This is a genomic window from Collimonas sp. OK607 (assembly GCF_900111995.1).
Classification (GTDB): domain Bacteria; phylum Pseudomonadota; class Gammaproteobacteria; order Burkholderiales; family Burkholderiaceae_D; genus Collimonas.
The window spans coordinates 62,406-76,688 of record NZ_FOKF01000022.1; the positions used below are offsets into that span (position 1 = coordinate 62,406).

The window sequence follows — 14,283 nt, forward strand, 5'->3', positions numbered from 1 at the left end:
TTATTTACGCGCGCCGTGAACAGTATCGACAAATTTTACCGCCTGCTGCTCCATATCCACGACGAAGCTATCCACCAACGCCCGGAAATGGCGATAGAAAATCAGTGCCGGCATGGCAATCGCCAGGCCGAAACCGGTGTTGTACAGGGAAACCGAAATGCCATGGCCAAGTTGTGCAGGATCGGCGCCGGCGCCATTGGTTGCGCCAAAAATTTCGATCATGCCAACCACGGTGCCGAACAAACCCATCAACGGCGCCAGCGAGGCAATGGTGCCGAGCGTGGTCAGGAAACGTTCCAGTTCATGTGCCGTGGCCTGGCCGGCTTCTTCAATCGACTCTTTCATCAGGTCGCGCGGCGCGTCGACGTTACGCAGGCCGGCAGCCAGCACCCGTCCCAGTGGCGAATTGGTTTCCAGATTGGTAAGAACTTCAGTATTGATCTTGCCGTTGTGATAAACCCGTATCACTTCTTGCAGTAACTGCGGCGGCAAAATGCGCGGCCGGCGTAGATAAACCAGACGTTCGATAATCAATGCGGTGGCAATGACGGAGGCAATTAACAAAAACCAGATCGGCCAGCCCGCAGCTTGAATAATGGCAAACAAAAGAAACTCCTTGGTGAAATCGCATTCAATATCGACAAATGCCGATGAGGGGTTCATCAGCATGGATGCAGAATGTAACTTGTTGAAGGCTTGTGAGCAAGCGCGAGTAGCGTTGCGGAGTGGAAATTTTTTACGGTTGATTTCACTGCCATCAAGTGCGGCGCCGAGTTCCACACAAATTATGTGAACAAGATTGTGGACAAGTACTTAACTCATCAGTGAAGTCCATGATTTCAAAGGTTTTTTTCATGCTGCATCAAAAACGTGCAGGCTTTGCCGACGATGCGCGGCAAAAGTTCTCCACAGATTTTGGGGATAACTTTGTGTACAAGCACACTTGAATCACACGAAGTCCTTGATTGGAAACACCTTTTCGCTACTGTTGCGGATCGCTTGAAATGCGCCTGAAACAGCCTTTTACAGATAGCGGCAGCATTTTTTTTCATCTTTCATGGTCGTTTTATCATGGCCCGGCCTGCGGATATCCACAAGCCCGCGCGTTTCCATAGTTACCCACAGATTATGTGGATAAGCTTGTGCGCAAGCGCACTGCAATCTAGGCAAGCCTTTGATTTGTTTCGCTTTTCCATTGATGTTCAGCGACCGTGCTTTACAATGTCAACGCTCGGCCGAATCACTCGCGATAATCACACGCAAATGATCACACGCAAATAAAGACTCCTTGAAAGCCCGTATGAATTTTTCCAGCACCAGCGACAACCATTCCAGCGGACCGCCAGTACTCACTGTCTCCGCCTTGAATCAAGCTGTTGCGCGCATGCTGGAACGCAGTTTCCCGCTGGCCTGGGTCTCGGGCGAGATATCGAATTTCAAAAGCTATGCCTCCGGCCACTGGTATTTCACGCTGAAGGACGACGCGGCGCAAGTGCGTGGCGTGATGTTCAAGGGCCGTGCCCAGCATGCCGGCTTCACGCCGCGCGACGGCGACAAGGTTGAAGTGCGGGCGCTGGTAACGCTGTATGCAGCACGTGGCGACTACCAGCTCAACGTCGAAGCGATCCGGCGCGCCGGGGTCGGCAATCTGTATGAAGCGTTCTTGCGCCTGAAAGAGAAACTGAATGCGGAAGGCCTGTTCGATCCGGCCCGCAAACGGCCGCTGCCGCAATTCGCGCGCTGTATCGGCATTGTCACCAGCCTGCAGGCGGCGGCGTTGCGTGACATCTTGAGCGCACTGGCGCGGCGCGCACCGCATGTGCGGGTGATCCTGTATCCAACACCCGTGCAAGGCGACGGCGCGGCAGAAAAAATCGCGCGCGCCATCAATATTGCTGCCGAACGCGCCGAATGCGAGCTGCTGCTGGTATGCCGCGGCGGCGGCAGTATCGAAGACCTGTGGTCGTTCAACGACGAAGCGGTAGCACGCGCCATTGTCGCCGCGCCGATGCCGGTGATTTCCGGTGTCGGCCACGAAACCGATTTCACGATTGCCGATTTTGCCGCCGACTTGCGCGCCGCCACTCCCACTGCTGCAGCTGAACTGGCAACCGTGCCGCGCGCCGACTGGCTGGCAACGCTGGAGACGCATGCCGATGACCTGACACGCGCCTTACGGCGCCAGCTCGGCGAAGCCAGCCAAACCCTGGACTGGCTAAGCCGTCGCCTTACCAGCCCGGCAACCACCATCGCCCATGAACGAGTCAAGCTGCAAAGCCTGCAAGCCAGGTTGCTGCACGCCACACGCATCCCGCTGACGCAATCACGCTACGCGCTGCTCAACCTGCGCACCCGACTGGCTGCACAAATCCCCAGCACCGCGGCGCCACAGATTGCTTTGCTGGAACAAAGCCGGCGCCTTAGTGGCGCCATGGCGATGCAAAGCCGGCATGGACGCCAGGCGCTGGCGGCACTGAATGCGCAGCTGGAACTGCTCAATCCGCAACGCACACTGGAGCGCGGCTATGCCATCATCTCCGATGCCAAGGGTCACGTGATCCGTGCGCCGCAAGCGTTGCAGCCGCGCCATGTCGTCACGGTGCAATTGGCTGAAGGCAGCGCCAAGGTCGGTATCGACAGTGTGCAGGCTACGCTCGGTTAAGACTGATTAGTAATAATGGTATAAGAAAGTAAGGGCAAGAAGAATTCGCAAGCATGCTGCATGGATCAGCTAAGCGCTTTACAATAGCCGTTCCCTGGAAACTGTTTATTTTCACTAGATGTATAGGCAACAGCTTCTTTGTAATCCCAATAAAACTATAGGACACAATATGGCACACACACTCCCGCCCCTCCCGTACGATCTGGATGCATTGGCTCCACACATCTCCAAGGAAACCCTGGAATTTCACTACGGTAAGCATCACCAGACCTATGTGACTAACCTGAACAACCTGGTTCCTGGCACAGAATTCGAAAACGCATCACTGGAAGATATCGTCAAGAAATCTTCCGGCGGCATTTTCAACAATGCAGCACAAGTCTGGAACCACACTTTCTACTGGAACAGCCTGTCGCCACAAGGCGGCGGCGCACCAACCGGCGCACTGGCAGATGCAATCAACGCCAAGTGGGGTTCGTTCGACAAGTTCAAGGAAGAACTGACCAAGACTGCAGTCGGTACTTTCGGTTCAGGCTGGGCCTGGCTGGTAAAGAATGCTGACGGTTCGCTCGGCCTGGTGTCGACTTCCAACGCCGCCACACCGCTGACCACCGACGCTAAGCCGCTGATCACTGTCGACGTATGGGAACATGCTTACTACATCGACTACCGCAACGCCCGTCCAAAATACCTGGAAGCATTCTGGGCATTGGCGAACTGGGAATTTGCTTCGAAGAATTTTGCTTAAGACAAATTTGTTACGGTTAACGTCGATTGAGAACTGATCGACGTCACTTATGAAAATAGCGCCAGCTTTACAGCCGGCGCTATTTTTTTATCCGTAGGGTGGGCACGCCTTTGTGCCCACGCGTGACCGCAATAACCGGAGTACAGACCCTCGCGGCACGGAAATAGATGCATGTGCGTGGCGTGAGTTCACGCGTGGGCACAAAGGCGTGCCCACCCTACTTCTTTCTTTTATCCGCAACGCGGATTTGCTTAAACCTGCTCCGGCCTGGCGATCGCCCGCCACAGCATCTTGAACAGCGCATTCGCCTGCAACGCCAGCGGCTCCTTTTCGCCGCGCATCGTATGCATATGCACCAGTCGCTCCAGGATGCCGATGAAATAATCCAGCAGGATTTTTTCATCCGCCTCGTCAGTCAACACGCCTTGCGCGCGGCCGTCGGTCAAGGTCTTCATCAATACTTCCATCATTTCCGGCTGCCGGAACGTACGGTCACGCCCCCATGCGCTGATCTGCAGCGAACTCATGATGAGCTGACTCACCTTGGGATTACGGTCGAAAAAATCCAGCACCACCCAGAACACCTTGCGCAATTTGTCCTGGCAACTCTCGATACCCTGCAAGTGATCGAGCATGCGCGACGCCAATATGCCCAGCCAGGTTTCCAGGCAGGCGAACAGCAGCGCCTCCTTGCTGCCGTAGTATTTATAAATTGTCTGCAGAGAGACGCTGGCGGCGCTGGCGATCTCGCCGAAACTGACGCTATGGAATTCGCGCTCTGAAAATAAATCCAGCACTGCGCTCTCGATCTTCTCTCTGATCAGAGGCTTGAGCAAGGCGCGGTCCAGCACGATTTTCTGTTTTTCCGATGACATGGGTTTATTGTGATTATGATATATGTGTAACGAATATTACACACTTGTATTACATGTCTGTCATACCCAATTCGACAGGCCGGTTTAGAGTGAGTTACCAATTGACGCTGGCCATGGCTTTAATTACAGTGGGTAATCAGTATGCACCAGACACCAAGCAAAGTGTAATTTTAATTACCAGAACATACAAGCCGGAGACACTATGACTGAAGCCTATATTTTCGATTCCGTACGGACCCCGCGCGGCAAGGGCAAGAAAGACGGCAGCCTGCACCAGGTAACACCGGTCAACCTGCTGGCCCAGTTGCTGCAAGCACTGGAACAGCGCAACCACCTTGATACTTCGCAGGTCGATGACGTGGTGCTCGGCTGCGTGACGCCGGTCGGCGAACAAGGTGCGGACATTGCCCGTACCGCGGTACTGTATGCCGGCTGGGACCAGTCGGTGCCGGGCGTGACGCAATCGCGGTTTTGCGCCTCGGGCCTGGAGTCCGTCAATCTGGCGGCAATGAAAGTCATGTCAGGCCAGGAACAACTGGTGGTGGCTGGCGGCGTTGAAAGCATGTCGCGCTGGGCCATGGGCTCGGACGGCGGAGCCTGGTTCATGGATCCACGCGTCAACCAGATCATCGGCTTTGCACCGCAAGGCATAGGCGCCGACCTGATCGCGACGCTGGAAAACTTTTCACGCAGCGATGTCGATAATTTTGCCCTGCAATCGCAACAGAAAGCTGCGCGTGCCCGCGCCGAAGGCCGCTTCAATAAATCCCTGATTGCGATCAAGGATTTGAATGGCATGGTGATATTGGATCATGACGAGTACATCCGCGCGCAAACCACGATAGAAAACCTGGCGGCTCTGAAACCGGCTTTCGAACAAATCGGCCAGATGGGCTTCGATGCGACGGCGTTGCGTAAATACACCACTGTCGAAAAGATCAACCATGTCCATCATGCAGGTAATTCTTCCGGCATTGTCGATGGCGCCGCGCTGGTGCTGGTCGGCAGCAAAGAGACCGGCCATAAACTGGGATTGAAGCCACGTGCCAGGATCGTCGCCACCGCCGTCACCGGTTCGGAGCCGACCATCATGCTGACCGGCATAGCCCCGGCCGCGCGCAAAGCGCTGGCCAAGGCCAAGATGGCGGCAAAGGATATCGATCTGTTTGAAATCAATGAAGCGTTTGCCGCGGTTGTCATGCGCGCTGTCCGTGATCTCGATATTGATCCATCCCGGGTCAACGTCAACGGCGGTTCCATCGCCATGGGCCATCCGCTGGGCGCTACCGGCGCCATGATTCTCGGCACCGCGCTGGACGAGCTGGAACGCAGCGGCAAGGCGACAGCCTTGATCTCGCTGTGCGTCGGCGGCGGCATGGGCATCGCCACCATCATCGAACGAATTTAACGAGAGCCAGATAATGAGTGTAAATTTCCAAAAAGATGCGGACAATATCGTCACACTGACCCTCGACATGCCTGGACGTTCGATGAATGTCTTGAACGAAGCGCTGACCAAACCGTTCATGGACGCGATTGCCAGTATTGAAGCAGATCCCGCTATCGTCGGCGTCGTCATCACTTCGGGCAAGGCGGATTTCGTCGCCGGCGCCGACATTGAAAAGCTGTTTCAAATCACTGAAGCGGAAACCGCTTTCGACATGGTGCAGGAATTCAAGGGTTTCCTGCGTCGCCTTGAACTGTGCGGCCGGCCAGTAGTGGCGGCACTCAACGGCACCGCGCTGGGCGGTGGCCTGGAACTGGCGTTGGCCTGCCATTACCGCATCGCCATCAATAATCCGAAAGCCAAATTCGGCCTGCCCGAAGTGAAACTTGGCCTGCTGCCGGGGGGCGGCGGCACGCAGCGCTTGCCACGCATGATCGGCATCCAGAGCGCATTGCAGCTGATGCTGGAAGGTAAGGAACTACGCGCCGAAGAAGCGCTGCAACAAGGAATCGTGCAAGAGCTGGCTAGCGATAAAGAAGATCTGCTGGCAAAAGCCAAAGCTTGGTGCCTTGCCAATCCAAAGGCAAAGCAGCCGTGGGACGACAAGAAATTCCGCTGGCCCGGCGGCGATTCAAGAAGCCCGGGCAACGGCCAGCTGTGGGCCATCGCGCCCTCGATGGCAAGCGCCAAGACCTACGGCAACTATCCGGCTGCTACCAACATCATGAGCTGCGTGTTTGAAGGCGGCATTGTCGATTTCGACACCGGCTGCGAAATCGAATCGCGCTACTTCGTCAACTGCGCCTTGTCGCCAGTCGCCAAGAACATGATCGGTACGCTGTGGTTCCAGCTCAACGCCATCAACAAGGGCAAGTCGCGCCCGGAAGGCATTGCGCCGTCCAAAGTCCGCAAGGTCGGGATACTTGGTGCGGGGATGATGGGCGCCGGCATTGCTTACGCCTCGGCCAAGGCAGGTATAGAAGTGGTGCTGCTGGATAACAGCATGGCAACCGCGGAAAACGGCAAGGACTACTCCGGCAAACTGCTGGACAAGGCGATCCGGCGCAAGCAGCAAACTGCGGAAGGCAAGGAAATTTTCCTGAGCCGTATCAAGCCGACCGCGGATTTCAACGATCTGGCGAGCTGCGACCTGATTATCGAAGCCGTCTTTGAAGATCGTCAGATCAAGGCGGAGGTCACCCGAAAAACCGAGGCGTTGATCAATGCGGACGCGGTGTTTGCATCGAATACCTCAACCTTGCCGATTACCGGCCTGGCGCAAGCCAGCGTCCGGCCGGAAAATTTCATCGGTTTGCACTTCTTTTCACCGGTAGACAAGATGCCGCTGGTTGAAATCATCGTCGGCCAGCATACCAGCCAGCAGACCTTGGCACGCGGTTTCGATTATGTGCAGCAGATAAAGAAAACCCCGATCGTGGTCAACGACTCGCGCGGTTTTTACACCTCGCGGGTATTTGGCACTTATGTGATGGAAGGGTTGCAACTGCTGATGGAAGGCCAGCACCCGCGCGCCATCGAAATGGCAGGTTTGCAGGCCGGCATGCCGGTTGGCCCGCTGGCGGTGCATGACGAAGTCAGTTTGTCCTTGTCGTTCCACATCCTGGAACAGACGCGCAAGGATTTCGCGAAAGCAGGCAAGCCCTTTGCCGGCCATCCGGCTGATGCGGGGCTGGAAAAAATGGTAAAGCAACTAGATCGCAAAGGGAAAAAAGCCGGCAAAGGATTTTACGATTATCCCGAGAATGAAAGCAAGCATCTGTGGCCCGGTTTGCAGCAAGCCTTTCCACTCGCTGCAACACAGTTGCCGCAAAAAGACTTGATCGAACGCTTGATGTTTGTGCAGGCCAATGAAGCGGCCAAATGCTACGAGGAAAAGGTGGTGCTGACTGTCGCCGACACTAATATCGGCAGCATCTTCGGCTGGGGCTTTGCACCATTTCAAGGCGGCGCACTGCAATACATCAACGCTTATGGCGTCGCCAATTTTGTGAAACGGGCGAATCAGCTTTCAGCGCAATTCGGCAGCTATTTCGCGCCGGCGGCAATATTGGTGAAAATGGCGGAACAGGGCAAACACTTCGAGTAACATGATGCGGCTCTTCATCGATACCGGTGAAGAGCCGCAGCGCCGGAGCTGCAACTACTCAGGCAATCTTGCTGGCATCAAACAAAGCAGGAATCTTCTGGGCGAGCATCAGGTCTCCCTTCAATTTCAGCTTACCGCTCATGAACGCCATCGCGCCGTTCAACTCCCCTTTGAGCAACGCCTTCAAATCTTCATCCGCCATCGTCAGCGCCACGTCTGCGGTATCGAGCACGCCTTCATGCGCGGAGCAAGTTCCGTGATCGATCAGCAGGTACATCGGGTTCGAAATATCGAATTGAATGCTTTTTTCCATATCCGCTGCGGCAACCGTATTCAAGCCTGACGGCATGAGTTTGATGATGTCGTTGACTGTCATTTCATTTCCTCTGATTAATTAAAAATCTGTTTCAAATCGCACCGCTGGCGGACAATGCCGCCAACGCGGCTTCATCCAATCCCAGCTCCGCCAGCACGTTGAAAGTATCCGCTCCCAATGCCGGACAGTCGCCGCTGCTGCTGGCACCCGGTGCATCGCTGAACTTGATCGGCAAATCCGACAAAGGCTTACCATCTTCCATCCGGATCAAACCGCGCGCCTTGACTTGCGGATTGTCCAGCGCTTCCTGCGGCGTGTAAATGCCCGACACGCAGCAGTCGCGATCCGCCAGCAGCATTTCCCATTCATCACGCGATCGCGTCTTGAACAATTCGCTCAGAGCAACCCTCAGGGTTGCGCCTGCCGGCCGCGACTGCTGTGTGTCGGGCGCCAATGGCATGGCGGTCAGGTCGGGGCGTCCGACCGCATTACAGAAATTGAGAAAGAATTTAGGTTCCAATGCCGCCATTGCAACGTGCTTGCCATCGGCGCAGGCATAGATGCTGTAGTTAGCCAGGCCACCACTCAACATGTCGTTGCCGCGTGCGCTGCTCTCGCCGAGTTTGCGGATGGTGGCCAGCGATAACGTCTGCAGCGCCAGCGTGCCGTCAAGCATGCCGACATCGACCATGGCGCCCTGCCCCGAGGCACGCGCGCCTATCACTGCAGCCAGAATGCCGAGGGCGCAGGTCAAGGCGCCGCCGGCCAGGTCCGCGCTTTGGAAATTCGACAGCACCGGCGCGCCGTCGGCAGCGCCGGTTTGATCCAGCAAGCCGGCATAGGCGCAATAATTCATGTCATGACCGGCCCGGTCTTTATAAGGGCCGGTCTGCCCATAACCAGTCAATGCTGCGTAGACCAGGCGCGGATTGACCAGCTTCAAGTCCTGATAGCCGCACCCCAGTTTATCCATCACGCCAGGCCGGAATGATTCGATCAGAACGTCGGCCCGCGTTGCCATTTTTTTTAGAATTGCGACAGCTTCAGGTTGCCGTAAATCCAGGGTAACCGACTGTTTGCCGCGATTGAGCAGAGTGAATAATTCCGGCGCCAGCGCGCGGGCGTAGTCACCGCCTTGCGGCTCTTCCAGCTTGATGACCTCGGCTCCCAGTTGGGCCAGGTAAAAGCTGCAGAAAGGTCCGGGCAGCAAACGGGTCAGATCAAGCACCCGGATGCCGGACAAAAGCGGATTAGCCATTGCGGATCAAGGCTTGCCCTGACCGAATGGAGAACCGACGCCCTGCACGATGGACATCAACGACTCGCCTATGCTCTTGGGATAGCTGACGTCATCGAAATCGCCAATCTGTTGCCATTTTTCTGCCACCTCCTCGGGCCCGAAAGCCTGCCCCTGGAAATGGTGGCCTTGTGTGCGCTGCCAACGCAGCTTGGCGTGGAAACCGGCGCCGACTTCGAACAAGCTGCCATTCTCCTTGCAGCTTTCGTGACATAGATACGCTGCCAGCGGTGCGACATACTCGGGCTTGAGCGCCTCCAGCATTTGCGGCGGCATCACCGTTTCCGAGATACGCGAACCGGCCAGCGGTGCAATCGTGTTGACCAGCACGTTTTTGGCGGCGCCTTCAATCGCCAGCGTATTCGCCATGCCGATCAAACCCATCTTCGCCATGCTGTAGTTGGCTTGACCGAAATTGCCGTAGATCCCCGCAGCCGAGGTGGTCATGACGATGCGGCCGAAACCTTTATTGCGCATATGCGGCCAGGCTGCATGGGTGACGCGGAAAGCGCCGAGTACGTGAACCCGATAGATCAGGTCCCAGTCATCCGCTGTCATCTTGGCGAAACTGCTGTCGCGCAAAATGCCGGCATTGTTGATCACGATGTCGATACCGCCAAAATGATCGAGGGCAGTCTGCACGATGCGGGTACCGTCTTCCACTGAGTCATAGTTGGCGACAGCGATGCCGCCGGCCGCGTTGATCTCTGCCACCACCTGGTCGGCAGCCGCACTGGACTTGCCGCCGCCATGAACATCACCGCCCAGGTCATTCACCACCACCTTGGCGCCACGCGCTCCCAGCAGCAAAGCGTGTACCCGTCCCAAGCCGTTGCCGGCACCGGTGATAATCGCCACGCGGCCGTCGTAACGCAATTCATTGTCCATAACTATGTCTTTATTATTTAAGATATTTATTGAAGGTCGAAAAACCCGGTTTCATATCGACCGGGAAATAATCTCTTTCATGATTTCATTGGTGCCGCCATAAATGCGCTGGGCACGGGCATCGATATAAGCGCGCGCGATCGCATATTCTTGCATGAAGCCGTAACCGCCATGCAATTGCAGGCACTGGTCCAGTACTTTCCCCTGCAAATCGGAGCACCAGTACTTGGCAGCGGCAGCGGCATCGACCCGCAACTCACCTGCCACTTCCAACTCGACGCAACGATCGACAAACACACGGGCGATCTGCAATTCGGTTTTCATCTCGGCCAGCTTGAAGCGCGTGTTCTGAAACGACGACACCGTACGGCCGAAGGCCTGCCTGTCGCGCGTGTACTCGATAGTCGCGGTGAGCATCGCTTCGGCATTGGCCACCGAAGTGATCGCAATCAGCAACCGCTCCCAGGCCAGCTCCTGCATCAGCATGGTGAAACCGGCGCCGACCTGGCCAATGATATTGCTCTTCGGGACCCTCACATTCTCAAAGAACAGCTCGCAGGTATCCTGGGCCTTCATGCCGATCTTCTTCAACGGTTTGCCTTTGCTGAAACCGGGCCGGTCGGCTTCGATCACCAGCAACGATACATTCTTGGCGCCGCGGGCCTTGTCGCCGACCTTGACCGCCACCACCACCATGTCGCTGTTATAGCCGTTGGTGATGAATATCTTGGAGCCGTTGACGACGTAGTCGTCGCCATCTTCGAGCGCCGTGGTTTGTATCGCCTGCAAATCCGATCCGGTGCCGGGTTCTGTCATCGCGATCGCCGTGATCACCGTGCCGGCGGCCATCTTCGGCAGCCAGGCTTGCTTCAACTCTTCGCTGCCGTAGCGCAGCAGGTAAGGCGCGACGATGTCGGAGTGCAGTGGCCAGCCAATGCCCGAGGCGTTGCTGCTTGCCAGTTCTTCCAGCACGATGGTGCTGAATTTGCGGTCGACACCGGAGCCGCCATAGTTTTCCGGCATATTGGTGCACAGGAAACCTAGTTCGCCGGCGCGCTGCCAGATATCACGATCGACAAAGCCTTGCTCTTCCCATGCCGCGTGACGCGGCAACACCTCGGCCTGCAGAAAGCGACGCAAACTTTGTCTGAACTCTTCATGGTCTGAATTGAATAACTGGCGTGGGATCACAGCGTCTCCTGATATTTTTATAGTGTAATTTAATTTACATCTACATCTTTTCCAGGTCAAAAATAACCTGGGATTATGGTGTTTTAGAATACACCGATTTTCAAAATGAAAGCTAGAGACCTGCCTCGAACCAAAGGTAATTTTAATTACACTTATGGCGATATGTAAATCCACTCACATCCAACCAAGGTTGGCGACAGACAACGTCTGCACGGCTACATTGATTGTGCAATGGAAAACAAACATTGCGCCGCCCGCAAGGTCACCTATAGAATCCGGCTTTATAGCGAGGCGATTGCTGTCATGCGGTCGTCATATCGATTCGCTACCATAAAAAATTTTACGGGGGCCCTGATGAAATTGAAATTCAAAGCACTTGCCATCGCCTGCACGCTGGCGACCATGAGTATTTCAGCCCATGCAACCACCGAGATATCCTGGTGGCATTCCATGGCCGGCGCTCTCGGCGATCGCGTCAACGGTCTGGCCGATGAATTCAACAAGAGTCAGACCGAATACAAGGTGGTCCCGGTGTACAAGGGCGCCTACGACGAAGCCATGGCTGCGGCAACCGCTGCGTACCGCGCCGGCAACGCCCCCGATATATTGCAGGTATTCGAAGTCGGCACCGCCACCATGATGTATTCCAAGGGCGCCATCAAACCGGTGTCGGAAGTCATGAAGCTGGCCGGCGAACCGTTCAACCCGGCGGCCTACGTACCAGCCATCGGCGGCTACTATGCCGCGCCAAAGGGTGCCGGTTTGTTGTCTCTGCCATTCAACAGCTCGACCACCATCATGTTCTATAACAAGGACATGTTTGCCAAGGCCGGCCTCGATCCGAACAAGCCGCCAGTCACCTGGACCGAGCTCGCGGCCGACGCCGCCAAGCTGAAAGCCAGCGGCGCCAAGTGCAGCTACACCACGACCTGGCAGTCATGGGTCGAACTGGAATCGTTCTCGACCTGGCATAACGTCGAATTCGCGTCCAAAAATAATGGCTTCGACGGCCTCGATACCCGCCTCAAGTTCAACAGCCCATTGCACGTCAAGCATATCCAGAACCTGGCCAACTGGGCCAAGCAAGGCTTGTTCACTTATGCCGGCCGCAAGGATGAAGCGACCTCGAAATTTTATTCCGGCGAATGCGGCATGCTGACCGGTTCGTCTTCCAGCTATGCGGATATCGCGAAAAATTCCAAATTCAAGTTTGGTATCGCTACCCTGCCGTATTACAACGACGTCCCGGGCGCGCCGCAAAACACCATGATCGGCGGCGCTTCGCTGTGGGTCATGGGCGGCAAGAAAACCGAGGATTACAAGGGCGTGGCCAAGTTCTTCAAGTTCTTGTCGCAGCCGGAAGTGCAGGCCGAATGGCATCAGGAAACCGGCTATCTGCCGACCACCCTCGCCGCTTACGAAATCACCCGCAAATCCGGTTTCTACGATCGCAATCCAGGCACCGACGTTGCAGTCAAGCAGATGATCACCAAAACGACCGACAAGTCGCGCGGTATCCGTCTCGGCAACATGCCGCAGATCCGTACCATCATCGACGAAGAGTTGGAAAACGTCTGGACCGGCAAGATTACGCCCAAGCAGGCTTTGGATACAGCAGTGGAACGCGGTAACCTGCTGCTGGAACGTTTCGAGAAAACAAACAAGTAACCGCCAGATAATTAAGCAGTCAGGTAGGGTGGGCAAGTTTTTTGCCCACGCGTTAGCCAAGTGAAATATACGTTCAAGTTCTGGTTTGCGCGTGGACATAAGTGCCACCCTACGAAGTTGCAGTTTCGTCTCACCCTGAAATCCCGCATCGCCGCGGACGATAGAAAGTCCCATCGTGGAAAAACGCGCTCGCTTCAAGTCTGCCTGGCTGCCCTATGCCCTGGTGGCGCCGCAGATCATTGTCACCCTGTTATTCTTCGTCTGGCCGGCGGTGCAAGCCCTGTATCAGTCGATGCTGCTGCAAGATGCTTTCGGCGGCTATTCGGAATTCGTCTGGTTCGATAATTTCCGCGCACTGTTCGCCGATAGCAATTACCTCGGCTCCTTCAAGACCACCGCCGTGTTCTCGGTACTGGTGGCGGTACTTGGCCTGTCGATATCGCTGATCCTGGCCGCCTTCGCCGATCGGGTGATCAAAGGCGCGGCAATCTACAAAACCTTCCTGATCTGGCCGTATGCGGTATCACCGGTGGTGGTCGGCGTGCTGTGGATGTTCATGCTGAGCCCGACGCTGGGGATTATCTCCCACTGGTTGCATTACATCGGCATCGACTGGAATCACGTCTTGAACGGCCGCCACGCCATGATCCTGATCGTGATCGCAGCCGTCTGGAAACAGGTCAGCTACAACTTCCTGTTCTTCCTGGCCGGACTGCAATCGATACCGAAATCGCTGATCGAAGCCGCTGCCATTGACGGCGCAGGACCAGTAAAGCGTTTTGCGACTATTGTTTTTCCGTTGCTGTCGCCAACCACCTTCTTCCTGCTGGTGGTGAATATCGTCTACGCCTTTTTCGACACCTTCGCGATTATCGAAGCCACCACCCAGGGCGGTCCTGGCAAGGATACCGAGATCCTGGTCTACAAGGTATTCCTCGACGGCTTCAAGGGCGGCGATCTGGGTAGCGCCGCGGCGCAGTCGGTGATCCTGATGACCATCGTCATCGTGCTCACCGTGGTGCAATTCAAGTATGTTGAAAAGAAAGTCCAGTACGCATGAAGATCCTTACCGAAAATGCACTGA

The 14,283-nt window shown here is 55.8% G+C and carries 12 protein-coding genes; 6 read left to right on the forward strand and 6 right to left on the reverse strand.

The window, feature by feature from the left end; genetic code table 11:
• Positions 1-606 (reverse strand): MotA/TolQ/ExbB proton channel family protein, encoded by a 606-nt coding sequence (locus tag BM029_RS15755; RefSeq protein ID WP_092437628.1) that lies wholly within the window; start codon positions 604-606, stop codon positions 1-3.
• Positions 607-1,300: 694 nt separating this feature from the next.
• Here BM029_RS15755 and xseA point away from each other — a divergent pair.
• Together xseA and sodB are read left to right on the forward strand one after the other, a co-directional pair.
• The gene (gene xseA / locus BM029_RS15760) at positions 1,301-2,662 is read left to right on the forward strand and encodes an exodeoxyribonuclease VII large subunit (protein ID WP_092437579.1); all 1,362 of its coding nucleotides are present in this window, start codon (positions 1,301-1,303) and stop codon (positions 2,660-2,662) included.
• Between the two features lie 169 nt (positions 2,663-2,831).
• Positions 2,832-3,410 carry a superoxide dismutase [Fe] gene (sodB, locus tag BM029_RS15765; protein ID WP_092437581.1) on the forward strand — a complete coding sequence of 193 codons (579 nt, stop codon included), beginning with the start codon at positions 2,832-2,834 and terminating at the stop codon, positions 3,408-3,410.
• Between the two features lie 251 nt (positions 3,411-3,661).
• On the opposite strand, the gene BM029_RS15770 is transcribed toward sodB, so the two are convergent.
• Positions 3,662-4,285 carry a TetR/AcrR family transcriptional regulator gene (locus BM029_RS15770; RefSeq protein WP_244545082.1) on the reverse strand — a complete coding sequence of 208 codons (624 nt, stop codon included), beginning with the start codon at positions 4,283-4,285 and terminating at the stop codon, positions 3,662-3,664.
• 202 nt (positions 4,286-4,487) lie between these two features.
• Between BM029_RS15770 and BM029_RS15775 the strand changes: the two genes are divergently transcribed.
• Together BM029_RS15775 and BM029_RS15780 are read left to right on the forward strand one after the other, a co-directional pair.
• Complete coding sequence (locus BM029_RS15775) at positions 4,488-5,693, forward strand: acetyl-CoA C-acetyltransferase (RefSeq protein WP_092437583.1); 1,206 nt, start codon at positions 4,488-4,490, stop codon at positions 5,691-5,693.
• A 13-nt stretch (positions 5,694-5,706) separates the two neighbouring features.
• On the forward strand, positions 5,707-7,839 hold the full coding sequence (locus BM029_RS15780; RefSeq protein ID WP_092437585.1) for a 3-hydroxyacyl-CoA dehydrogenase NAD-binding domain-containing protein: 2,133 nt from the start codon (positions 5,707-5,709) through the stop codon (positions 7,837-7,839).
• Between the two features lie 58 nt (positions 7,840-7,897).
• Here BM029_RS15780 and BM029_RS15785 read toward each other — a convergent pair whose 3' ends face one another.
• From BM029_RS15785 to BM029_RS15800, 4 genes are read right to left on the reverse strand one after another with little or no spacing between them, the layout of a single operon-like run.
• Positions 7,898-8,215 carry an SCP2 sterol-binding domain-containing protein gene (locus BM029_RS15785; protein ID WP_092437587.1) on the reverse strand — a complete coding sequence of 106 codons (318 nt, stop codon included), beginning with the start codon at positions 8,213-8,215 and terminating at the stop codon, positions 7,898-7,900.
• A gap of 31 nt (positions 8,216-8,246) precedes the next feature.
• Positions 8,247-9,413 (reverse strand): CaiB/BaiF CoA transferase family protein, encoded by a 1,167-nt coding sequence (locus BM029_RS15790; protein ID WP_092437589.1) that lies wholly within the window; start codon positions 9,411-9,413, stop codon positions 8,247-8,249.
• Positions 9,414-9,419: 6 nt separating this feature from the next.
• Entirely contained in the window at positions 9,420-10,340 is a 921-nt protein-coding gene (locus BM029_RS15795) for an SDR family oxidoreductase (RefSeq protein WP_092437591.1), read from the reverse strand.
• Between the two features lie 51 nt (positions 10,341-10,391).
• Positions 10,392-11,531, reverse strand: a complete 1,140-nt coding sequence (locus tag BM029_RS15800) for an acyl-CoA dehydrogenase family protein (protein WP_092437593.1) — start codon at positions 11,529-11,531, stop codon at positions 10,392-10,394.
• Positions 11,532-11,885: 354 nt separating this feature from the next.
• Here BM029_RS15800 and ugpB point away from each other — a divergent pair, with 354 nt between their 5' ends.
• Positions 11,886-13,199 (forward strand): sn-glycerol-3-phosphate ABC transporter substrate-binding protein UgpB, encoded by a 1,314-nt coding sequence (gene ugpB, locus BM029_RS15805; RefSeq protein WP_092437631.1) that lies wholly within the window; start codon positions 11,886-11,888, stop codon positions 13,197-13,199.
• A gap of 175 nt (positions 13,200-13,374) precedes the next feature.
• Positions 13,375-14,259 (forward strand): sn-glycerol-3-phosphate ABC transporter permease UgpA, encoded by an 885-nt coding sequence (gene ugpA, locus BM029_RS15810; RefSeq protein ID WP_092437595.1) that lies wholly within the window; start codon positions 13,375-13,377, stop codon positions 14,257-14,259.
• Positions 14,260-14,283 lie beyond the last annotated feature (24 nt).